This window comes from Exiguobacterium sp. OS-77 (genome assembly GCF_000414195.2).
Classification (GTDB): Bacteria; Bacillota; Bacilli; order Exiguobacteriales; family Exiguobacteriaceae; genus Exiguobacterium_A; species Exiguobacterium_A indicum.
This window is the reverse complement of sequence record NZ_DF239008.1, coordinates 1,160,301-1,182,812: the sequence shown is the minus strand read 5'-3', so window position 1 is coordinate 1,182,812 and position 22,512 is coordinate 1,160,301. Positions and strand designations below refer to the sequence as shown.

At 49.0% G+C, this 22,512-nt stretch carries 20 protein-coding genes, 1 pseudogene and 1 riboswitch; of the genes and pseudogenes, 3 read left to right on the top strand and 18 right to left on the bottom strand.

Annotation, left to right across the window (positions count from 1 at the left end; all coding sequences use genetic code 11):
- Positions 1-36 precede the first annotated feature (36 nt).
- From recG to EXG77_RS05715, 5 genes are all read right to left on the bottom strand, one after another.
- Complete coding sequence (recG, locus tag EXG77_RS05735) at positions 37-2,067, bottom strand: ATP-dependent DNA helicase RecG (protein WP_035396758.1); 2,031 nt, start codon at positions 2,065-2,067, stop codon at positions 37-39.
- Positions 2,051-2,947 (bottom strand): L-serine ammonia-lyase, iron-sulfur-dependent, subunit alpha, encoded by an 897-nt coding sequence (sdaAA, locus tag EXG77_RS05730; protein WP_023468754.1) that lies wholly within the window; start codon positions 2,945-2,947, stop codon positions 2,051-2,053. The genes recG and sdaAA overlap by 17 nt, the downstream gene beginning before the upstream one ends.
- Positions 2,948-2,951: 4 nt before the next feature.
- Positions 2,952-3,614 (bottom strand): L-serine ammonia-lyase, iron-sulfur-dependent subunit beta, encoded by a 663-nt coding sequence (sdaAB, locus tag EXG77_RS05725; protein ID WP_023468755.1) that lies wholly within the window; start codon positions 3,612-3,614, stop codon positions 2,952-2,954.
- A gap of 100 nt (positions 3,615-3,714) precedes the next feature.
- On the bottom strand, positions 3,715-5,388 hold the full coding sequence (locus EXG77_RS05720; RefSeq protein ID WP_369815311.1) for a DAK2 domain-containing protein: 1,674 nt from the start codon (positions 5,386-5,388) through the stop codon (positions 3,715-3,717).
- Between the two features lie 25 nt (positions 5,389-5,413).
- Positions 5,414-5,776 carry an Asp23/Gls24 family envelope stress response protein gene (locus EXG77_RS05715; protein ID WP_023468757.1) on the bottom strand — a complete coding sequence of 121 codons (363 nt, stop codon included), beginning with the start codon at positions 5,774-5,776 and terminating at the stop codon, positions 5,414-5,416.
- 283 nt (positions 5,777-6,059) lie between these two features.
- Here EXG77_RS05715 and rpmB point away from each other — a divergent pair, with 283 nt between their 5' ends.
- Together rpmB and EXG77_RS05705 are read left to right on the top strand one after the other, a co-directional pair.
- On the top strand, positions 6,060-6,248 hold the full coding sequence (gene rpmB, locus EXG77_RS05710) for a 50S ribosomal protein L28 (RefSeq protein WP_023468758.1): 189 nt from the start codon (positions 6,060-6,062) through the stop codon (positions 6,246-6,248).
- 140 nt (positions 6,249-6,388) lie between these two features.
- The gene (locus tag EXG77_RS05705) at positions 6,389-7,792 is read left to right on the top strand and encodes an amino acid permease (RefSeq protein ID WP_023468759.1); all 1,404 of its coding nucleotides are present in this window, start codon (positions 6,389-6,391) and stop codon (positions 7,790-7,792) included.
- A 54-nt stretch (positions 7,793-7,846) separates the two neighbouring features.
- Here the strand turns inward: EXG77_RS05705 and EXG77_RS05700 are convergent, their stop codons facing one another.
- From EXG77_RS05700 to gmk, 13 genes and pseudogenes are all read right to left on the bottom strand, one after another.
- Positions 7,847-8,449 (bottom strand): thiamine diphosphokinase, encoded by a 603-nt coding sequence (locus EXG77_RS05700; RefSeq protein ID WP_035396754.1) that lies wholly within the window; start codon positions 8,447-8,449, stop codon positions 7,847-7,849.
- 1 nt (position 8,450) lies between these two features.
- A complete protein-coding gene (gene thiT / locus EXG77_RS05695) occupies positions 8,451-9,011 on the bottom strand; it encodes an energy-coupled thiamine transporter ThiT (RefSeq protein ID WP_023468761.1) in 561 nt (186 codons plus the stop codon).
- A 61-nt stretch (positions 9,012-9,072) separates the two neighbouring features.
- Positions 9,073-9,182, bottom strand: a riboswitch (TPP riboswitch).
- Positions 9,183-9,204: 22 nt separating this feature from the next.
- The gene (rpe, locus tag EXG77_RS05690) at positions 9,205-9,861 is read right to left on the bottom strand and encodes a ribulose-phosphate 3-epimerase (RefSeq protein ID WP_029342106.1); all 657 of its coding nucleotides are present in this window, start codon (positions 9,859-9,861) and stop codon (positions 9,205-9,207) included.
- Positions 9,862-9,863: 2 nt separating this feature from the next.
- Positions 9,864-10,769: a ribosome small subunit-dependent GTPase A gene (gene rsgA / locus EXG77_RS05685; protein ID WP_023468763.1), complete on the bottom strand. Its 906-nt coding sequence runs from the start codon at positions 10,767-10,769 to the stop codon at positions 9,864-9,866.
- 25 nt (positions 10,770-10,794) lie between these two features.
- Positions 10,795-12,729 (bottom strand): Stk1 family PASTA domain-containing Ser/Thr kinase, encoded by a 1,935-nt coding sequence (gene pknB / locus EXG77_RS05680; protein ID WP_035396750.1) that lies wholly within the window; start codon positions 12,727-12,729, stop codon positions 10,795-10,797.
- Between the two features lie 2 nt (positions 12,730-12,731).
- On the bottom strand, positions 12,732-13,466 hold the full coding sequence (locus tag EXG77_RS05675) for a Stp1/IreP family PP2C-type Ser/Thr phosphatase (protein WP_035396748.1): 735 nt from the start codon (positions 13,464-13,466) through the stop codon (positions 12,732-12,734).
- Positions 13,467-13,484: 18 nt separating this feature from the next.
- Positions 13,485-14,816: a 16S rRNA (cytosine(967)-C(5))-methyltransferase RsmB gene (gene rsmB / locus EXG77_RS05670; protein ID WP_035396747.1), complete on the bottom strand. Its 1,332-nt coding sequence runs from the start codon at positions 14,814-14,816 to the stop codon at positions 13,485-13,487.
- Positions 14,813-15,733, bottom strand: coding sequence for a methionyl-tRNA formyltransferase (gene fmt / locus EXG77_RS05665; protein ID WP_035396898.1), 921 nt, complete (start codon positions 15,731-15,733; stop codon positions 14,813-14,815). Before fmt ends, rsmB begins: the two co-directional genes overlap by 4 nt.
- Positions 15,734-15,805: 72 nt before the next feature.
- Positions 15,806-16,195, bottom strand: a pseudogene (def, locus tag EXG77_RS16520) (peptide deformylase); the annotation flags it as partial.
- Positions 16,196-16,204: 9 nt separating this feature from the next.
- The gene (priA, locus tag EXG77_RS05660) at positions 16,205-18,529 is read right to left on the bottom strand and encodes a primosomal protein N' (RefSeq protein ID WP_035396744.1); all 2,325 of its coding nucleotides are present in this window, start codon (positions 18,527-18,529) and stop codon (positions 16,205-16,207) included.
- Positions 18,526-19,716 carry a bifunctional phosphopantothenoylcysteine decarboxylase/phosphopantothenate--cysteine ligase CoaBC gene (coaBC, locus tag EXG77_RS05655; protein ID WP_023468769.1) on the bottom strand — a complete coding sequence of 397 codons (1,191 nt, stop codon included), beginning with the start codon at positions 19,714-19,716 and terminating at the stop codon, positions 18,526-18,528. Before coaBC ends, priA begins: the two co-directional genes overlap by 4 nt.
- Before the next feature lie 56 nt (positions 19,717-19,772).
- On the bottom strand, positions 19,773-19,976 hold the full coding sequence (gene rpoZ / locus EXG77_RS05650) for a DNA-directed RNA polymerase subunit omega (RefSeq protein ID WP_023468770.1): 204 nt from the start codon (positions 19,974-19,976) through the stop codon (positions 19,773-19,775).
- Position 19,977: 1 nt separating this feature from the next.
- Entirely contained in the window at positions 19,978-20,595 is a 618-nt protein-coding gene (gmk, locus tag EXG77_RS05645) for a guanylate kinase (protein ID WP_174316772.1), read from the bottom strand.
- 168 nt (positions 20,596-20,763) lie between these two features.
- Between gmk and EXG77_RS05640 the strand changes: the two genes are divergently transcribed.
- Positions 20,764-22,455 carry an NFACT family protein gene (locus tag EXG77_RS05640; protein ID WP_035396742.1) on the top strand — a complete coding sequence of 564 codons (1,692 nt, stop codon included), beginning with the start codon at positions 20,764-20,766 and terminating at the stop codon, positions 22,453-22,455.
- Positions 22,456-22,512 lie beyond the last annotated feature (57 nt).

Sequence of the window (22,512 nt, the reverse complement as noted above, 5' to 3'; positions counted from 1 at the left end):
TAGTAGTATATATCCCTTGTTGTTCACTTTCAAGTATTATTCGATTCTTTCTCCTTCAAGTAGCCCTTGTCGTTCGATATAGTCACGCAAGACATCGTATTCCGGCGCTTGCCAAAAGGCGTCCGATCGCAGTAATCGGACTGCATCTTGTCGCGCAGTTTCCATGACTTGTATATCGAGCGCCGGATCGGTCAAGACGAAGCGCGGTAATCCACTTTGTTCGGTACCGAAGAAATTTCCGGCTCCGCGCAGTTTTAAATCCTTTTCCGCTAGCTTGAAGCCATCGTTCGTCTCCGTCATCGTCTTGATCCGTTCTTTTCCCGTATCGGAAGAGGGATCGGCGATTAGAATACAGTAAGACTGGGCATCGCCTCGACCAACGCGTCCTCTTAATTGGTGTAATTGCGCAAGACCGAAGCGTTCTGCATCATGAATGACGATGATCGATGCGTTCGGAACGTTCACGCCGACCTCGACGACCGTCGTTGAAACAAGGATTTGAACAGTATTCTCCTTGAATGCCTGCATGACCTCGTCTTTTTCTGAAGAAGTCAAGCGCCCATGCATCAAACCGACATGATAGGGCTTGAACCGCTCGGTCAATGTCGCATGTAATTCGATCGCATTTTGAACTTCGAGTGATTCGGATTCCTCGATCAATGGCGTGATGACGTAGGCTTGTCGACCTTGCGACAATTCTTTCTCGACGAATCCGAAAACGCGTTCCATCTGTTGCGGTTTCGCCCAGTAGGTCTCGATTTCCTTTCGTCCCGCCGGCATCTCATCGATGATCGAAACATCCATATCTCCAAAGACCGATATCGCAAGCGTACGCGGAATCGGTGTCGCTGTCATATATAATACATCTGCCTGTTCAGCTTTCGCGCGCAACCGCTTCCGTTGTTCGACACCGAAGCGATGTTGTTCATCGGTGATGACGAGGTGTAATGCCTTGAACTGGACGGTGTCTTGAATCAGCGCATGTGTTCCGACTAAGACGTCGATCTCTCCTGTTACAAGAGCTTCGAGCAAGTGTGCACGCGCTTTCCCTTTAACGGAACTCGTCAGTAAACCGACTCGGATCCCAAGTGGTTCAAGCAATGGGGCCAGCGACGCTGCATGCTGTTCCGCTAAAATTTCGGTCGGCACCATCAAGGCACCTTGTTTTCCGGCACGAACCGTCGCGAACAAGGCGATGGCTGCGATGACGGTCTTTCCGCTTCCGACATCTCCTTGCAACAACCGATTCATTCGTTCGCCGCGACCGATGTCGTCTAGAATCTCTTTTGTCACACGTTGCTGTGCACCTGTCAGCGGAAACGGCAGGCTCTTGATGAAATTGGCAATATCCGTTTCATGTAAAGGCAAGGCAATCCCTTGACCTTTCCGTCGTCCAAGACGTAACGCCTGTAATTTCAGTTGGAAATAGAGGCACTCCTCGTAGACATAACTGCGACGAGCAGCCGTTAACTCTTGTCGATTCGTTGGGAAATGAAGCGACTTCAACATCGTCATCCGGTCTTGCAACCGATACGTCTTCCGGATGCTATCCGGGATTCGTTCAGCTAATGCCTCAGTCTCCTTGAACGCCAAGTCGACGACGCGTCGGAATGTCTTCATCCGCATGTCACCCCGGAGCGAGTAAACGGGTGTCAATTCGCCTTCGATTGCCCCGAATTGCAATTCCGTCGCAGAGATCGTCATCCGGTGTAAATCCCACTTGCCACTGACCGTCACTTCTGCTCCAAGTTGCAATTGGTCTTTGTAGAATGCCCGGTTGAACATCGTTACGGTCACACTATACCGTTCTTCAACGAGCAAACGGAACGTTAAACGATTTTTTCCTTTGCCGTAATAGCGCACAAGTGGTTCAGACTGGACTTGACCCGTGAACTTGACTTTATCCTCATGGATTGCTTCCGTTAGACTTCCCGTCACGAAGTCGTCATAACGAAACGGGACGTGCTCGAGCACGTCCGCAACGGTGAGAATATTCATCTCTTCTAGTTTTTTCGCTAAATCCCGTCCGACACCTTTTAATGTCTTGACGTCACGTGATGGATTCATTCGATAACTCTCCGAAGATTTTCGCTTCGAGCCAGCGACCCGTCGGCGTATTCGCGAGTCCACCTTTTGCTGTCTCGCGAAGCGCAGACGGCATCATCTGACCAATCTCATGCATGGCTGAGATGACTTCATCACACGGAATCCGTGACGTGATTCCAGCGAGTGCCATGTCGGCAGCGACAACAGCATTCGCCCCACCCATCGCATTGCGTTTCACGCATGGCACTTCGACGAGTCCTGCAACAGGATCACAGACGAGTCCAAGCATGTTCTTCAGCGCGATCGCAAAAGCATGCGCTGACTGATCCGGTGTTCCGCCCGCCATCTCAACGATGGCAGCTGCTGCCATCGCTGTTGCCGAACCGACTTCTGCTTGACAGCCACCAGCCGCTCCAGAAATCGATGCATTGTTCGCGACGACGAAACCAAACGCACCGGATGTGAACAAGAAGCGTAACATCTGTTCACGCGTTGGGTTTAACCGATCTTTGACAGCAAATAGTGTACCTGGTACGACGCCGGCACTCCCTGCCGTTGGTGTCGCACAAATTTTTCCCATCGCAGCATTGACTTCATTCGTTCCGATTGCTTTACTGACGGCATCAAGTAGCAAATCTCCTGACAAACCTTTACCTGAAGCACGGTATCGTTGAAGCAAGACAGCATCCCCACCGGTCAGTCCTGTCACCGACTGGACACCGTCACCATCAAGTGAACGAGCGACTGCTTCTTCCATCACTTGTAGGTTTCGTTCCATCATCGCATAGACTTCATCTCGCTCTAAATGACGAACCGTCATCTCTTGCTCGATCATGACTTCCGAAATCGGAATATTTCGTTCCGTCGCGATGGCGACGAGTTCTTTTACGGATTTAAACATGTCTTCACTCTCCCATCATGACGGCACGCTCGACTTGAGGTAACCGATCGATTTCTTCCAACACTTCTGCCGTTATCCGGTCATCAATCTCAATTGCCATGAGTGCTTGTTTTCCTTTTTCATGCCGTGACACTTCCATATGCCCGATGTTGATTTCGTAATCAGCCAAAATGCTCGTCACGGCTGCAATCGCACCAAAGCGGTCATGGTGCAAGACGACGAGTGCCGGCCCCCCACCGGACAAACGAAGCGGTACACCATTTAATTCCGTGATTTCAATCGTTCCCCCACCAATTGAAATACCAACCAATTCAAACTCTTCTACTCCATTCGTCAAATGGACACGAGCCGTATTCGGATGATCCGTCAACGCTTCACTCGTCTCGAAATGAATCTCAATCCCTTTCGACTTCGCGATATCGATCGATTGTGGAATCCGGTCGTCAAACGTATCGTATCCGAGAACACCGCCGATGATGGCGACATCCGTTCCATGTCCACGATACGTATCCGCGAATGAACCGTAAAACGTGATGTGGATGACAGTAGGCGTTTCCCCGAATAATTTACCCGCCATCAATCCAATCCGTGCAGCCCCTGCTGTATGCGAGCTCGATGGACCAACCATGACTGGTCCGATGATGTCAAAGACGCTACGATATTTCATTTCTTTTCCCCTCTCTATGAAACAAACGAAATCCCACCTCTATTATCGCAGATGGTGGGATTCGTGAAAAGGCTAGTCGCCCTTTTTCAGTATGATGGTTTTATTCGACGCTTAAAATGTACGAATAAAGTGGTTGTTTGCCGTCGTGGACTTCCACTTCAGCATCCGGATTGACCGATTCGATGTACGCGACGAGTGCGTCAACTTCTTCTGTCGAGACGCCTTCACCGTAAAGAACCGTGATGATTTCGTCGTCCTCAGTGACGAGTGTATCGACGAGTTTCTTGACTGCACCAAGACTTGAAGCGTCCGTAGCGACGATTTGTTTTTCAGCAATCGCCATATGGTCGTCCTTCTTGATTTCTACACCATCGATGTTCGTATCACGTACGGCATATGTGACTTGTCCCGACTTAACGGCTGCAATCGCATCTGCCATGTGCGCTTCGTTCTCTTCGACAGTCGCTTCTGGATTATAGACGATTGTTGCTGCTAAACCTTGTGGAACTGTTTTTGATTTCACGACCGTCACACCACAATTCGCAACAGATGCTGCTTGTTCAGCGGCCATGATGATGTTTGAGTTGTTTGGATAGACATAAACGTGTTCAGCGTGTGCATCCTCGATCGCCTTAACGATATCTTCCGTCGACGGGTTCATCGTTTGTCCGCCTTCGATGACGACACTGACACCGAGTGATTTAAAGAGTTCGCTGATTCCTTCACCCATTGCGACTGTCACGAGGGCTGCTTTCGCTTTTGCCTTCGGTGCAGCGACTGGAGTGACTTGGTTCGCACCTTCTTCTTCAAGGATCGTCGAGTGTTGTTGACGCATGTTTTCAATCTTAACAGCGACGAGTTCACCGAAACGTTGTCCTTTTGTGATGACTTCTCCTGGTGTTTCAACGTGGACGTGAACTTTAAGGAGTTCTTCATCCGCTACGACGAGCAACGAATCACCGAATTCCGCTAATTCGTTCCGGAAGTCTTCTTCGCTGAACGGTGCATTCGCAAGCTTGTCATCTTGGAAACGAACCATGATTTCCGTGCAGTAACCGTAATGGATTTCTTCTGTCGACATGAAGCTTTGAGCCGTTTTATGATGCTCTGCTTCGACGAGTGCTTCCATGACAGGTGCATGCGGCTTGTCGAGTTCTTTTCCTTCGAGTGTTGCGAGGAATCCTTCATAGATACAGACGAGACCTTGACCACCAGAGTCAACGACGCCTACTTCTTTTAATACCGGAAGAAGTTCTGGTGTACCGTCGAGCGATACTTTCGAAGCTTCGACGAGTTGACGCATCAACTCTAAGAAATCCGTCGTCGTCTCAGATTGTGCGATAGCAGCGACAGCTGTTTCACGGGCAACCGTCAAGATTGTTCCTTCAACGGGTTTCATGACTGCTTTGTATGCAGTATCGACACCTTTTTGTAACGCATCTGCGAATTCCTTCGTATCAATCGTTGTTTTGCCTTCGATTGATTTCGAGAATCCACGGAACAATTGGCTTAAGATGACGCCAGAGTTTCCGCGCGCCCCCATCAATAATCCACGTGCGAAGACGTTTGCGACTTCCGATACAGAATCCGAAGTTGATTTACCTGCTTCTTTTGCACCTGAAGTCATCGTCAAATTCATGTTCGTTCCCGTATCACCATCTGGCACAGGGAAGACGTTCAATGAATCGACGAAATCTGCATTTTGATAGAGATTCGCCGCGCCATTTTGAATCATCTTGACTAACTGCGCTCCTGTTAAACGATCTACACTCACTAAAGTTTCCTCCTCTATTCCCGCCTTAGACATTCGTCAAGCGGACTCCTTGGACAAAGATGTTCACAGATGTCACGTCAAGACCTAGTGCCTGACTGAGCGTGTATTTCACGCGACTCTGTACGTTATTCGCCACCTCTGAGATTTTCGTTCCATAACTTACGATGATATGCATATCGATATGGACCTGCTCTGAAGCCTGTCGAACGATGACACCGCGTGCAAAGTTCTCACGTTTTAAGAGTTCAGCAAGACCATCCTTGATTTGAGACTGGGATGCCATACCAACGACACCAAAACATTCCATTGCCGCGCCGCCCGCAAGTTGCGCGACGACATCATTATCTACATCAATCTTTCCATAGGTCGTTTTCATCTCGATCGCCACCTGAGTAGCCCCCTTTGAATATTGTATTCTTCTCATAATTCTACTATAAGGACCTACTATTGAAAAGTCGCCGTACTGACTATACAATGAATAAGTGAAAAATAGTAGCGGTCAAATGAACTTTTACCATCATCCTCATCCATTATTTTAAATTTCGAGGTTGTCTGTCAAGTTTTTTTCTTGTCAGCTACTTTTTTTATGTTGCAACCGCCCTGACACCATGCTAAGATAGCAAAGTGTCTATTAGGACGAACGCAAAACAACATAAAAGGAGGCGGAACGCATGGCACGTAAATGCTACGTTACTGGGAAATCGCCAAAGTCGGGTAACAACCGTTCACACGCATTGAACAAAACAAAACGTACTTGGGGAGTCAACGTACAAAAAGTACGTATCCTCGTCGACGGTAAGCCGAAAAAGGTTTGGGTTTCAGCTCGAGCTCTTAAATCAGGTAAAGTCGAACGCGTATAAGGCGCAACCACCGGATGGGAATCTTCCCTTCCGGTTTTTTTATGCCCTCATTTATTTTTCTCATAAACTAATTGTCGCTTTTATTGAAAACGCTTACAATAGGAACGTACTTTATTTTGTCAGAATTGGGGGAAGTCATCATGCAACTCAAACGAGAGATGACGAGTCGACATCTGTTCATGATTTCACTTGGCGGAATCATCGGAACAGGCTTATTTTTAGGGTCAGGATTAACGATTTCACAAGCAGGACCTCTCGGGGCGGTCCTCAGTTACATCGTGGGTGGGACCATCATGTATCTGACAATGTTATGTCTAGGGGAATTAGCGGTCTATCTGCCGGTCTCGGGGTCATTTCAGACCTATACGACCCGCTTCATCGGACCAGGGATCGGCTTTGCCGTCGGTTGGATTTATTGGCTCGGCTGGGCCGTGACGGTGGCACTCGAAATCACAGCTGCCGGCAGTTTAATGGACCGCTGGTTTCCGAATGTACCCGTCGTCGTCTGGTGTACCGCCTTTACGGTCTTGCTGTTCGGTCTGAATGCCGTCTCCGCCAAAGCATTCGGTGAAGCTGAATTCTGGTTCTCGAGTTTGAAGGTCCTCGCGATCCTATTCTTCATCATTTTAGGTGGCGCTGCTTGGTTCGGCTGGTTACCGATGGAAGCAGATCGCCCAACATCGTTATTCGCTAACTTTACGGCAAGCGGTTGGTTTCCAAACGGGATTCTTGGTGTCTTGACGACGATGATCGCCGTCAACTTCGCCTTCCAAGGAACGGAATTGATCGGTGTTGCGGCTGGGGAGTCCGACACGCCAGAAAAATCGATTCCAAAAGCGATCCGCAATACAGTCTGGCGGACGTTCATCTTCTTCGTCTTATCGATTACGATCGTTGGTGCATTAATTCCGTATGAGACGGCTGGCGGAGTCAGCAGTCCGTTCATCATGGTCTTTGATGCGATCGGCATTCCGTACGCTGCTGATTTGATGAATATCGTCGTCTTGACGGCACTATTATCCGTCGGAAACTCCGGATTATATGCGGCGACTCGGATGTTATGGGCAATGGCGCAAGAAGGGATGATTTCAAAGAAATTATCTTACGTCAATGCACGTGGTGTGCCAATGCGTGCTTTACTCTTTACGATGATGTTCGCGATGTTATCGCTTCTGACCGCATTTTTCGCAGAAGATACCGTCTTCATTTGGCTCTTGTCCTTAGCCGGACTCGGGGCTCAAGTCGGCTGGATTTCGATCTCTGCTTCTCAGCTTGCATTTCGTCGTCAGTTCGTCCGAAACGGACACGATGTATCCGAACTGAAATTCAAGACACCACTCTATCCGGTGTTACCACTGATTTCGTTGACACTTAACGTCGTCGTCCTCGTCAGTCTTGCGTTTCAAGCGGATCAACGAATCGCTCTATACATTGGTGTTCCTTTCTTCCTTGTCATGTGGGGAAGTTATCATCTCTTCGTCAAAGGAAAACATCTATCCGCTCAAAGCGACATCCGTGTCGCCCCTTCTCAACTCGAAGAATAATTTCACACAAAAAGAGGTCGCGGAGTCATCCACGGCCTCTTTCCTATGATTGCGCTATTCCTTAAGCGTCCGCATCATCAATAGTTCTCCTTGATGGAGCTCTACCTTCGCTTCTGACGCACACCATTCATTACTGACGGTCAAGGAACCTCCGACCGGTACTGGATGTGCATCAAGTGGATATTTGACTCCGGATAAGCTTAAAGTCGATGGTACGAGTGGAATGAACGAAAGATAATAATAGCTCCCTGCTTCGACTGCATACGTTCCCTCAGCCAAGTATCGTACCTCTTCTCGTTTCGTCACGAGTCGTGCCTCTGGGTATCGCTTCAATAAATATACATTTTGGACGGTCATGTCGAGCCGCCCACCTGTCGCCCCGATAATGAAGGTATCCTCAAACTGTTTCTTCTCTGAGACTGTACGAAGTGCCAGTTCGAGATCCGTTTCATCTTTCTCGGCCGGATGAACGATTGCCCCTTCTGGTACATAACCAAGCGAATCAAAATCACCAATCGTCAGGTCGCATGTCAGCCCAAACGATTCAATCGTCTGAACACCACCGTCAACACCGACGATAAAATCACCTGGCTGACAAAACGTCCGTAAATCCGGCGCTTCTTCTCGCGGACCGGCACAGACGAGAATCGCCCGCATCTCAGACGCCTCGTGCCGAATAACGTAGTAAGCGTGGCGCAGTCGTGAATAAAAGACCCGCAACGACACCACAAAGAACGTAAGACGGTACCATGTATGTCGCGTTATAAATCAATGAATACGGTACGACTGGACCTTCGGCATACTCGGCAAAAAAGACGATTCCACTGATGACATGACAGATATAACGGAGTCCTGCGCCTAATAACGTCGCCAGGAGAACGAACGCCATCAAGCTTTTCTTTTGTCCATTGCGCGCGGCTAGTCTGACTTGACGCGCGAACAGACCACTTAATCCGACGACACCATACGCAATCGTATAGTCAAGCATCGGTTGAACGATCGTCAAGACTTGTGGAGCGAACATCAATTGAATCGTACCGACAAGCGCTCCCGTAACGACCCCTCCAACGACACCGTGGCGAAATGCCATGACGAAGATCGGTAACATCGCTAAGCTGATTGAGCCTCCTTGTGGCATTTTGAATGGAATCAGTAAATCAAAGACGACTCCGAGACTGGCAAAGATGGCAATTTCCATCATCATTTGTAACCGTTTCATGTTATTATTCCTCCTTCATTGTACGAGAGGACGCAAAAAGGCAGTACGACGAACGCCGTACTGCCTGCGTGCGCCACATCCCTACGTCCGTTTGAACGGAACAGGTTCGAAGGGTTAAAGTCTAAAAGACTCCTCTCAGCCGCTTTTCAAGCGACACCCCTTGCGGTCATCATATTTCGTTTTCTCGTTCTTATTATACGGCAGCCCCTTGACGAATGCTAGTGATCGCTTCCGCATAATCTGGTGCATTGTAGATTGCTGATCCTGCGACGAGAACGTTCGCACCGTTATCGATGCAAAGCTTTGCCGTTTCCGGATTGACGCCACCGTCAATCTCGATTTCAAATGTCAGACCACGATCTGCTTTCATTTGCGCAAGTGCTGCGAGTTTCGGCATGACACGCTCGATGAAGGCTTGTCCACCGAAGCCCGGATTGACCGTCATCAATAAAACCATATCGACATCCTCAAGGACGTGTTCAATCGTTGATAATGGCGTATGGGGATTCAAGACGACTCCTGCCTTTGCGCCCGCTGCTTTGATTTGTTGCAAGACACGATGGACATGATTCGTCGCTTCGACGTGGAACGTCACGATGTCAGCCCCTGCCTTGACGAAATCTTCAACGAAACGTTCTGGCTGGTCAATCATCAAATGGACATCGAGAATCATATCCGTCTTTTGACGTAAGCTGCTAAGCACAGGTAATCCAAATGAGATGTTCGGTACGAACTGACCGTCCATGACATCAAAATGGATATAGTCCGCGCCTGCTGCTTCGACTGCTTTGACATCACGCTCAAGATTCGCAAAATCTGCTGATAAGATCGATGGTGCAATTTTAATCATCTTCAATACCTCCGGGCTCGATTCTTGATTTCGTCTATAAACATACCATAGTTCTCATAACGAGAGGACATGATTTCTTGGGCTTCGACGGCTTCCTTGACGGCACAACCGGGTTCATTCAAATGCAAGCAACCTCGGTATTTACAATCATCTTGTACAGCGACGAATTCAGGAAAACTCCACCGTACATCCTCGATTTCCATATCATACGGAAAATCGAGGTTCGAGAAACCTGGCGTATCGGCAATCAATCCTTCGGCAAGCGGCATTAATGTGACGTGGCGCGTCGTATGACGTCCGCGTCCGAGTGATTTCGAGATCGCACTTGTTTCTAAATCAAGAGAGGGCTCCAGTGCATTGAGCAATGAACTTTTCCCGACACCGGATTGTCCGGCGAGAACGCTCGTTTTTCCAGCAAGTAACGGACGGACTTGCTCAACACCCGTCAACGTCTCACTTGATGTCTCGATGACCGTATACCCAATCTTCCGGTAAGCGGCAATCGCCTCTCGGACAGCCGGTCCTTTGACTTCGTCAAGTAAATCCATCTTCGTTAACAGGATGACGGGTTGGATTTCCTTCGCTTCGATCAAGACGAGAAATCGGTCGAGTAGATGCGCTGAAAAATCAGGTTCTGCCGCCGAGACGACAAGCAACGCTTGATCGATATTCGCGACAGGCGGGCGTACTAAAAAGTTGTCCCGCTCCTTCACTTCGAGAATGTACCCGGTCTCACTTTCGATATGAAGCACGACTTCATCTCCGACGACTGGACTGATGCCGCGTTTTCGGAAATTTCCTCTTGCTCGTGAACGAACTTCTCCTTCTGGTGTCATGACATCATAAAAGCCGCCCTGCAGGCGTATGATCGTTCCTTCTCGATTCTCTTCGATGCGTTGTTCCGTCATCCTATGCACTCCTTTTTTATCACATTCATTGTGCGTCTTTTGCTTGATTGTACGTGATGGTTTTTGAACGATACACCGTATCGTCTTTATAGATCGTAATTTTGCCTTCTTCACCCGGATCAATCGTTAATGGCACGTCGAATGTCTCATCTTGATCAATTGATTCCTCGATGACGGTCCGCTTCCCTTTCGCGTCTTCCGTCTCGATTCGGATGACTTGTTTCGGCGGAGCCTCTTCTTCATCTTCACTAACAGCATCATAGACGACCTTTTCAGGGAACGTCGCCGTCACTGTTTTTTCTTCCTCACCTTTAGAGATGAAGACCGTCACGGAGTCGTTCGGCTCGACTTGTGCGCCAGCTTGCGGGAACTGACGGATGACTTGATCGAGTTTGACATCGCTAGAAAATTCTTGTTCGAATGTTCCGTCTAATCCTACTTTATCGAGATAAGCTTTTGCTTCATCACTCGATAAATTCGTCAAATCCTTCAACTCGAAAGAAGACGTCCCCTCAGATACAGTAATCGTAATCGTTTGTTCTTTCGCAATGACCTCCGTTCCAGCAGAAATTGACTGTCGAATCACATTTCCTCGATCGATCTCATCCGACTTCTCTCGCTCGACTTCGACTTTTGCGAATCCTGCTTCTTTTAGCGTTGCAATTGCTTCTTTTTCAGCTTCATCCGTCACATCCGGTACCTCAACCGGAGCACTACCAGTAGAAACGACCAAATTGACTGTCGAGCCCTTCTTGACCTGTGCTTTTTCACGAGGCGTTTGACTGATGACATCGCCTTCTTCGACCGTATCGCTACTCCGTTCCGTTGTCTCGACGACAAATCCAAGTTTCTCAAGCTTCGTTTCCGCATCGTCTCCATCCGTCTTGACGACAGATGGTACGGTGACCGTTGGATCCGGCCACATCGCGAACGTCGTAGCCGCCCCACCCAGTAAAAGGAGTAACAAGAGGATGATCCACCAGCGTTTTTTCTTTTTCTTTTCCGGTGTTTTCGGTTGAACAGTTGCGACGGCGGGTGATTCTAGTTCCGCTTTTGATTCTTCTGGCACTTGGACAGGTGATAAAACCATTGTCTTTTCCATCTCATCCTCTTCTGCGCCACGGATGCTTTCATTTGCCCGTTCGTCAGACAACGCCGTCACCATATCTGCCTTAAACGCTGCGACGGACTGTTGACGGTCATGCGGTGCTTTTGCAAGCGCCTGCATGATACAGTTCTCGAGTGCTTGCGGCACTTTCGGATTCAAGACGGATGGGCGACGCGGTGTATCTTGCAGATGCTTTAAAGCGATCGCAACCGGTGAATCACCTTCGAACGGGACTTGTCCTGTGACGAGTTCGTATAAGACAGCACCAAGCGAATAGATATCCGACTTCTCATCCGCAAATTTACCTTTTGCTTGTTCCGGTGAAAAGTAATGGACGGACCCAAGAACGGACATCGTATGCGTCAGCGTCGCATTCGACATCGCCACAGCGATTCCGAAATCCGTTACTTTGACGGTACCATCTTCTCGAATCAACATGTTTTGCGGTTTGATATCGCGATGGATGATCCGGTGTGCATGGGCGTGATCAATCGCATCACAAATTTGAGCGATGATATCGACGGCCTGCGGCACAGGTAATGCTTGATTTTCACAAAATGTTTTTAATGTCATACCATCGATATACTCCATGACGATGTAATAGATGGCATCTTCTTCGCCTACATCATAGACGGCAACGATGTTTGGATGATTCAAGCTGGTAGCAGCATGCGCTTCACGTTCGAATCGACGAATGAACTGTTCGTCATGCGAAAATTCAGTCCGTAAAATCTTAATGGCAACATGACGCTTTAAAATCTCATCATAGGCTTGATAGACATTCGCCATCCCGCCACTTCCAACTAGCCGTTCTATGCGGTAGCGGTCATTTAATCGATCTCCGTATCGCATATTCAGACCCTCTTTCTTTCTTTGAACCGGATGGCGGCAATCGTAATGTTATCCGCGCCTCCTCGAGCATTCGCTTCTTTCACCAATCGTCCAACGATCTCATCAAGCGGCTCATCCTGTAAGATGATCTGTTCGATGACATCATCTGGCACTTCATCGGTCAACCCGTCACTACAGACGAGGACGAGGTCATAGTCTGGAGCATCTCTGACTTGAATGTCGACTTCGACTGTTTCGTTCGAGCCGACCGACCGTGTGATGACATTCTTACGTGGATGATTTTCGACTTCCTCATCCGAAAGTTCCCCCATTTGTCGTAACATGTTGACGTAAGAATGATCATCCGTCAATTGTTTTAACGCCGTACCTTCAAGGGCATAGACTCTGCTATCCCCAACATGACCGATGACGAGCAACTCCTCGACCCAGCATACGCAGGCAATGGTCGTTCCGACGATGGCAAGTTGCTCTTCTTTTGAAAACTGAAGAATCCGGGCATTTGCCTCGGCTACACGTTGTTCTATCCATTCAGACAATTCCATCGGACGATTTGGCATGAGTGAAAAGGATGCTTCAAATACCTCGCGAACAATTGCACTTGCGATATCGCCAGCAGCATGACCTCCCATACCGTCCGCAACGACGGCAAGACCACGTTCAGCGTTCCCGACGAGTAATACCGTATCCTCATTTTTAGTCCTGACTTTCCCAGTAGTCGAAAGGTGAGCTAACTCCATGACAGTCCTCCGTTCGTGTCAATCTTCTCGTTTTTTAAACGCGGCAATATAGAAGCCATCCGTTCCGACTGTCGTCGGTAACAACTTGAGTTCTGCTCGATCCCCAATCAGATGTCGCACGGATTCTGGCATGCGTGCCGCAAAGGATGTGTCAAAATCGAACCCTTGATCGAGAATGAACGCTGTCTGCTCCTCGTTCTCGGTCGGATCAATCGTACAAGTCGAATAGACAAAGGTTCCACCCTTTTTAACGAGTGGTAAGACAGATGTCAGAATATCTCGTTGAATTTTCGGGAGTTGCTCGAGTTGTTCCGGGCGTTTCGTCCATTTGATATCTGGTTTTCTTCGAATGACACCGAGTCCTGAACAAGGTGCGTCGACAAGAATCCGATCAAACGATTCTACTTCAAAGCGGTCTCCTGCTTTACGAGCATCTAACGCTTCTGCTTGAACAGTCGTAAGACCTAATCGTGTCGCTTGCTGTTCAATCAATTTAATCTTATGTGGATGAAGATCAAGTGCCTGTAGTGTTCCCGTCGTCAAACCTTCAGCAATATGCATCGCTTTCCCACCAGGTGCGGCACAGCTGTCAAGTACATGATCAGATGTTTCTGCACCGAGTGCACGGGCGACGAGCATTGAGCTCTCATCCTGCAGAGAAAGATACCCACGGTCAATCAGATCCGTTTTTTGAACGCTTCCTCGTTCGATTTCGAGACCATCTGGCGCGACCGTAGATGGTTTTGCCGTCACACCTTGGTCGAGTAGAAGCTCGATCGCTTCCTCTCGCGTCGTCTTCGTCCGATTGATGCGAACCGTGACCGGTGCAGGTGTGTTATTCAATTGACAGATTTGAAGCGTTTCTTCCGGACCAAACAGTTCAATCCAGCGTTCGACGAGCCACTGCGGATGACTCGTTTCGACGCTGATTCGTTTTGCAACAGGCTCAATCTCAGCGAAATGGGGCATTCCCGCCCGTAATACATTCCGGAGCACTCCGTTGACGACTTTCGAGACGTGGACTTTCCCACGTTTTTTAGCAATCTCGACAGCTTCATGGATGACGGCATGATCCGGTACACGATCAAGATAAAACAATTGATACACACTCATCCGTAATAATGGACGCATGAACGGATCAAGTTTTTTCTGTTTCGCTAGATACGGCTCCAAAATATAATCCAGTGTCAATTCACGACTGAGCGTCCCGTAGACGAGTTCTGTGAACAAGCCGACATCCGTTGCTGAGATAGCACGCTTTTCAAGCATCTGGTGAACTGTGATTGTCGAGAAGGCACCACCTTGACCAATTTTCATTAGTGTCGCTACTGCTGCGTCACGTACGTTCATGCGTTCTCACCTACTTGTTGTCCGAGTTCAAGCGATTGACCGATCCCGCGCATGAACGTGGCACCATCCATCCGTTTTTTTCCGGACGGCTGTAAGTCGATCAGCTTCAACGCTGTTTCCGAACCTGTCGCGATGACGGGACCATCCGCTTCTAAAGCAATGATTTCACCTGGTCGTCCCGTTCCTTTGACTTTCGTCGCGAAAAAGACTTTCAATCGATCATCACCAAGCATCGTGTACGTACTTGGGAAAGGATTCATTCCTCGGATTTGATCATAGAGTGTCTCACCCGGTAACGTAAAATCAAGCCGTTCCCGTTCACGTGAGATATTCGGTGCAAACGTCGCTTCTGCCTCGACTTGTGCTTCCGGTGTCAATTCACCTGCGAACAAACGCGGTAACGTCTCAAGCAACAGACGCGCTCCTGCGTCCGCTAATTTTTCAAACATCGTTCCAACTGTATCGTTCTCTTCAATCGGAACGATGATTTTTGACAACATATCACCGGCATCCAATCGATCGACCATGTACATGATCGTCACGCCTGTCTCTTTTTCACCATCGATGATTGCTTGATGAATCGGTGCACCGCCACGATATTTCGGTAAGAGTGACGCATGGACATTGATCGCCCCAAAACGTGGTGCTTCCAAAATCACCGTCGGTACGATCTGACCGTAAGCTGCCGTGATGATGAGATCTGGTTTTAAATCGAGAACATCTTGATAATCCTCGCGAATCCGTTTCGGTTGCAACACAGGAATATCGTGCTCCATCGCGACGAGTTTCACTGGTGTCGGTTTGACTTCCCGTTTTCGTCCGACCGGCTTATCGGGTTGTGAGACGACACCGACGACGTCATATCCGGCATCGATCACTTCACGCAGTGTTCCTGCCGCAAACTCAGGCGTCCCCATGAAGACGACGCGCGGTTTTTCTTGCTCGACGAGTTTATCCGTGAACAGGACACCGTCTAAATGATCCATCTCATGCTGGATGGCACGTGCAAAAAAGCCGTTTGCTTTGATTTTGACCGTTCGTCCGAGTCGATCCTGCGACTTGACGACGATGCGGTCGAACCGTTCGACAGGACCAAAGATGCCGGGCATGCTGAGGCATCCTTCGTCATCGATCTGTGAACCGTCGGCTTCGATGATTTCCGGATTGATCAGCTCGATCGGTCCGGTCTCATCATCCGTATGGACGACCGCAACACGGATCGGTTGATTGATTTGCGGTGCCGCTAAGCCGACACCATCATATTCATACATCGTATCGAACATCCGGTCGATCATCTTACCAAGTTTTTTATCGAACTTCGTGACAGGTTCACACACCTGTCGTAATACATCGTTGGGTACTTCTACTACTTTATACATACAGACACCTCACATGAATACAAATGGATTCAAGTCGATCGCGACTTGTGTTTTTGATTTTTGACGACGGGCTAAGATATCACGGAGATGTGTCCGGACATCTTCCTGCCCTTTATGTTTAATTAAGACCTGTTGTCGGTACATATTCTTCAGTCGAGCAAGTGGCGCATCGAACGGTCCATTGACGACTAAATCCTCCGATTCGAAAGCCCGCAGCTCGGAAGCAATCTGTTGCGCTTCTGCTTGTGCTTCGAGTGGATGTGTCGCCGAGACCGTGATCAAGCCAAGGAACCAGAATGGAGGGTGTCCCCCGAGTTTGCGCAACTGCATCTCCCGCTTATAGAACGTTTCGTAATCATGCTGTTTCGCCGTCTGAATGACGTAGTGCTCAGGATTATAGGTCTGGATGATCGACTGTCCGGCGAGTTGCCCCCGCCCGGCACGACCCGACACTTGCGTGATCAACTGGAACGTTCGCTCACTTGCCCGAAAATCCGGAATACCGAGCGTCGCATCAGCAGCGAGCACCCCTACGAGCGTGACATTTGGAAAGTCGAGACCTTTTGCAATCATCTGTGTTCCGAGAAGAATGTTCCCTTCCTTACGCTCGAAGGCATCGAGTAACTTCTCGTGTGCGCCTTTACGAGACGTCGTATCTTGATCCATCCGAATAATCCGTGCTTCCGGAATCAAATGCGCCAACTCTTCCTCAATCTTTTGCGTCCCCGTTCCGAACTGACGAATCTTCGTCGATTCACAGGACGGACAAGTTTTCGGCATCGCCGCCTCGAATCCACAATAGTGGCACTTCAAGCGATCTTCATGTTGATGATACGTTAAATTGACGGCACAATGCGGACATTGAAGCGTCTCCCCGCAATCCCGACATAAGACGAATGTCGTGTACCCACGACGGTTCAAAAGTAATACCGTCTGTTCCCCACGCTCGATTCGTTCTTTGATGCCTTCGACTAGCGCGAGGCTGAACGGAGTACGATTGCCCCGTTCAAGTTCTTTACGCATATCAACGATGTCGACCGGAGGCAGTTCCCCACCGAATCGTTCGCGAAGCGGTAAGTAACGATAGACCCCTTTTTGTGCCCGCGCATACGTCTCAAGTAATGGAGTTGCACTTCCGAGCACGACGGGACAACGATGATAGGCCGCTCGCCATTTTGCAACATCACGCGTATGATAGCGCGGATTCTCTTCTTGTTTATAGGTTGTTTCATGTTCTTCATCGAGAATGATGATTCCGATATTCGTCAGCGGCGCAAACACGGCGGATCGTGCACCGACGACGACATCAACCTCACCTTGTGCGATTTTGCGCCACTCATCATACTTTTCTCCGAGCGATAGACCGCTATGCAAGACAGCGACCCGTTCTCCGAAACGACGTTTGAACCGTTTGACCATCATCGGTGTCAGACTGATTTCAGGGACGAGCAAGATCGCTTGTCTACCGCGTTCGAGTTGTGCATGAATCGATTCAAGATAGACTTCTGTCTTACCGCTTCCTGTTACGCCATGTAACAAAAACGTTCCGGTCTCCGCTTCAGCTGTTATCGCCGAGACGGCTTCCTGTTGCTTTTCCGTCAAAGAAGACGGCACAAAGATGTCTTGGACGAGATGCTCGTAAGGATTTCGCCGTACATCAATCGTCTCGACTTCAATGATGCCCTTTTTCTCGAGGGCGTTCAATGTTGCGCTCGTTGCGCCTGTCGCCTGCTTTATTTCACTCCAAAGCGCATTCGGAAATTCTTGGATATACGAGTAAAGTGCCACTTGTTGGCTCGCTTGTTTCGTAAAAGTTGCCTGTTCCTCGAGGAGACGAATCCGTTTATCCGTCTTAGACGTCTTTTTCTCACGAATGACCGGTTGAAGCGTCACGTCAGCTTGTTTCGCCGCTGTTAAGATGATTTGTTGGACTTCCGTTGGTAATTGACTCATTTTCTTACCATGATATGCCCGAAGTGGGCCCGACTCGACTATGACCAGTTTATCATAACTCACCTTCAAGGCAGCCGGCAGCATCGCAAGCAGTGCCGTCGCCTGAAAACACAATGTCGTTTCTGATAGATAAGCCGACAGCTCGAGTAATTCCTGCGTATAGGTCGGCGTCTCATCTAAGACACGAACGATCGATTTGACGTTCGTCAGATCAGATGTGGCTTTCGTCCCGACGACGATCCCAAGCAACGCACGTGGACCGAACGGAACCTCGACGCGCATCCCGGGAACGATCAGCTCCTGCCAAAGTTCCGGCACGGCATAATCAAATGGACGATTGACAGTGGCCGCTGCGACATCGACGATGACTTCAGCTATCATGCCAATGCCTCCGCAAATTGGCGCATGAGCGCTTTAGCGAGCGTCGATTTCAATTGTTGATCGTATCGCGTGACGGAATCATTCTTCCCGAAGACAACGACCTCATTTTCGTCGCTGACAAATCCGATGTCAGAACGAGAGACATCATTCGCGACAATGAAATCCGCCTTCTTTCGGACGAGTTTCTGTTTCGCGAACGTCTCGACGTCCGTCGTCTCCGCTGCAAATCCAACTAATACCTGATGTTGTTTCTGCTCACCGAGCGTCTTCAGAATATCCGTCGTCTCCTCGAGTTCAATCCGCAATGGTCCGTGAATTTTCTTCTGCTTCTGATCGTACTGGACAGACGGTCGATAGTCAGCTACGGCAGCGGACATGATGACGATGTCTTGCGTCTCATAGTCACGTAACATGGCTTCAAGCATCTCTTCCCCTGATTCAACAGCAATCGTCGCCATCCCGGTCGGTAATCCGATCCGAAGGGGACCATGGACGAGCGTGACATCTGCTCCTGCGTCTCGTGCCGCCTCTGCTAGCGCAATTCCAGTTTTCCCTGAAGAATCATTCGTCAAATAACGAACCGGGTCAATCCGTTCAACGGTCGGACCTGCACTGATCAAAACTTTTCGCCCAGCTAGATATTTTTCTTCAAAGAACGTTGAGAGTGTTGCGACCAAATCTTCTGGTTCCGGTAAACGACCTTTTCCGACCCAACCACATGCGAGATTTCCGACTCCCGGTGCAATCACCTGGACACCATCCTGCTTGAGTTGTTCGATATTGCGGACAGTCGCCGGATGTTCGAGCATGTTGACATTCATCGCCGGTGCGACGATGACGGGACACGTTGCTGCAAGGATCGTCGTCGTAATGAAGTCATCTGCGATCCCGTGCGCGAGTTTTGCAATCAAGTTCGCGGTCGCTGGTGCGACGACGATCAAGTCCGCTTCGTCCGCTAAATCGATATGGGCGATTTTTGACGGATCATGCTCGATGAAGACGTCATCATAGACCGCTTTTCGCGTCAGTGCTTCAAACGTCGTCTTACCGACGAATTGTTGCGCATTACGCGTCATCGCGACTTGAACGTGTGCGCCTGCTTGGACGAGTTTTGAAGCGAGTGCTGCTGATTTATAGGAAGCGATTCCACCGCCGACACACAGTAGAATGTTTCGGTTGGTTAACATGTAGGTGTCCTCCTTATTGAAAAAAACAGCCACGATGACAAGTGGCTGCTTCAAAATTAGTCTTGCGGTTGGTTCGTGACGGATACTTCTTCGAAATAAAGCTCTTCTAAAGCTTTCCCGACCGGTTTATGCGATTTTGGGTTCGTGACTCTCACGCGTTTCCCGTCTTGGATTTGACGCGCACGCTTAGCGGCAACTGTAACGATCGTATATTTCGATGGCACTTTCTTTTGAAGCTTATCAACTGATGGATATAACATATCACTTAACCTCCATGGCTTTTTTATATAGGGACGCGACACGTTCCCGACTGCAATGTTCCGCTGTGACGATCGCTTGAATTCGATCACAGGCTTTATGAATTTCGTCGTTCGTCACGACATAGTCATACGCATCCATCATCTCGATCTCTTCCTTAGCGACGAGAAGACGTTGCTTGATGACTTCCTCCGATTCCGTTCCACGCCCTACGAGGCGGTTCCGCAATTCTTGGAGGCTTGGAGGTGCAAGGAATAAGAAGACAGCTTCCGGAAAATGTTCTTTGACCTGCATGGCCCCTTGAACTTCGATTTCGAGAATGACGTCTTTTCCTTCATCTAGGATCTGGTTTACCCATTCGACAGGCGTTCCATAATAATTCCCTACGAATTCAGCATATTCCAAGAGTTGATTGTTCGCAATCATCTCTTCGAATTCTTCACGCGATTTAAAGAAATAGTGGACACCATCTACTTCTCCTTCACGCGGTTGGCGCGTCGTACAGGATACCGAGTAATGCAGATCGTTATCCTGATCTTCGCGCAAGGCACGACAGACCGTTCCCTTTCCGACACCACTTGGACCTGATAATACGAGTAATAAGCCACGCTCTTTGAAAATCACTTCAAAACCCCTCCATCTCACAAACTTCACATTGTTTCATATTAGCAGTAGAGACGGGAAGTTCGCAAGTCATCTTTTTTAGCTCGACTGCTTTATCATACCATAACGATGCCATTTCTGTTACCTTTAGAAAGTGAGAACGAAATCAAGAAAGAAGGTAATCGTATGGCTTTTGACGGATTGATGACGACACGCGTCGTCGAAGAACTCCAACCGCTCGTCGGAGGACGGATCAATAAGGTATACCAACCGTATACATTGGATTTAGTATTCCAGGTCCGGGCCGAGCGAAAAAACGTATTATTGCTCGCCTCTGCGAATGCCATGTATGCACGAATGCACATTACGTCGGAAGCGGTCAGCAACCCGAGTGAACCCCCACTCTTCTGTATGATGCTCCGTAAACATGTCGAAGGCGGGTTCATCGAGTCAATCGAACAACTCGAACGCGACCGGATCATCGTCTTGCGCGTCCGCTCCCGGAACGAACTTGGCGATGAGGAAGCGAAAAAAATCTATATCGAATTGATGGGACGTCACTCGAACATCATTTTGACCGATGGACAAGATAAAATCCTCGATGCGATCAAACACTTACCACTCAGTCAAAATACCTTCCGGACGATCATGCCAGGGATGACATACCAGCTTCCGCCGGCACAGGATAAAGTTGATCCGCTCACAGGAGATATCGAAAAGGCGCTTCACCGGATTGACTGGAACGCTGGGAAGCTCGATCGTCAGTTACTTGGTCTCTTCAGTGGTCTGTCCCCGCAAATCGCAAAAGAGATTGTCTCGCGAGCAGGTCTAGCCAACCGGACGACTCTCGCGTCTGCCTTTCAAGAAGTCCTGAAGGAACTCGATGGTCCTTATGTGTTGCAACGGATGGATGGCGGGAAGGAACGTTTCGCCCCTATCCGCTTGACGGAAGGATCCATCATCGATGAGAAGACGTTCGAGACGAGTGGTCAAGTCCTCGACGCCTTCTTCCATCAAAAGGCGAACCGCGATCGTGTCAAACAACAAGCAGCCGATCTCGAACGGTTCATCAAAAGTGAATATGATAAAAATATTCTAAAACGCTCGAAACTCGAAAAAGATTTAGAAGCGACGTTACGGATGGATGAGTGGAAACATAAAGGGGAATTACTGACGACCTATCTGTATCAGCTCGAACGCGGGATGAAGGAAGCGACAGTCGTCGATTACTATGACCCAGACGGCGCTGAGATAACGATTTCGCTCGATCCTCGCTTTTCACCGAATGAGAACGCGCAGCGCTACTACAAACGGTACAACAAATTAAAAACCGCCAAAGTCGAAGTCGCGCGTCAGCTCGAGAAGAACCAAGCTGAGATTGCGTACTTCGAAGGCTTACTTGCGCAACTCGATGTCGCATCCCCAGAAGACATCCGGGAAATGCGCGAGGAACTCGTCGAAGAAGGTTATCTGCGCGAACGACAAAAGAAGAAAAAGAAACCGCAGCTCCCACAACTCGAAGCATACCGTTCTTCGACTGGTCTTCCATTCTTCGTAGGAAAGAACAATAAACAAAATGATTACGCGACGTTCAAGTTCGGACGCAGGTCCGATACGTGGTTACACACGAAGGATATCCCGGGATCGCACGTCATCATTCAAAGTGATGCACCGGACGAGACGACGTTGAAGGAAGCAGCGATCGTCGCGGCTTATTTCTCGAAAGCACGTGAGTCGAGCCAAGTCCCGGTCGACTTCACGGAACTACGTTATGTCAAAAAACCGAGTGGTGCAAAGCCCGGATTCGTCATCTACACGGATCAAACAACTCTTTACGTCACACCTGATCCAGATGTCGTCCAATCCTTACGTCAATGACGCTACACAAAAAAGCGCTGTTTTTCCTAAATGTTACTTAGGAGAAACAGCGCTTTT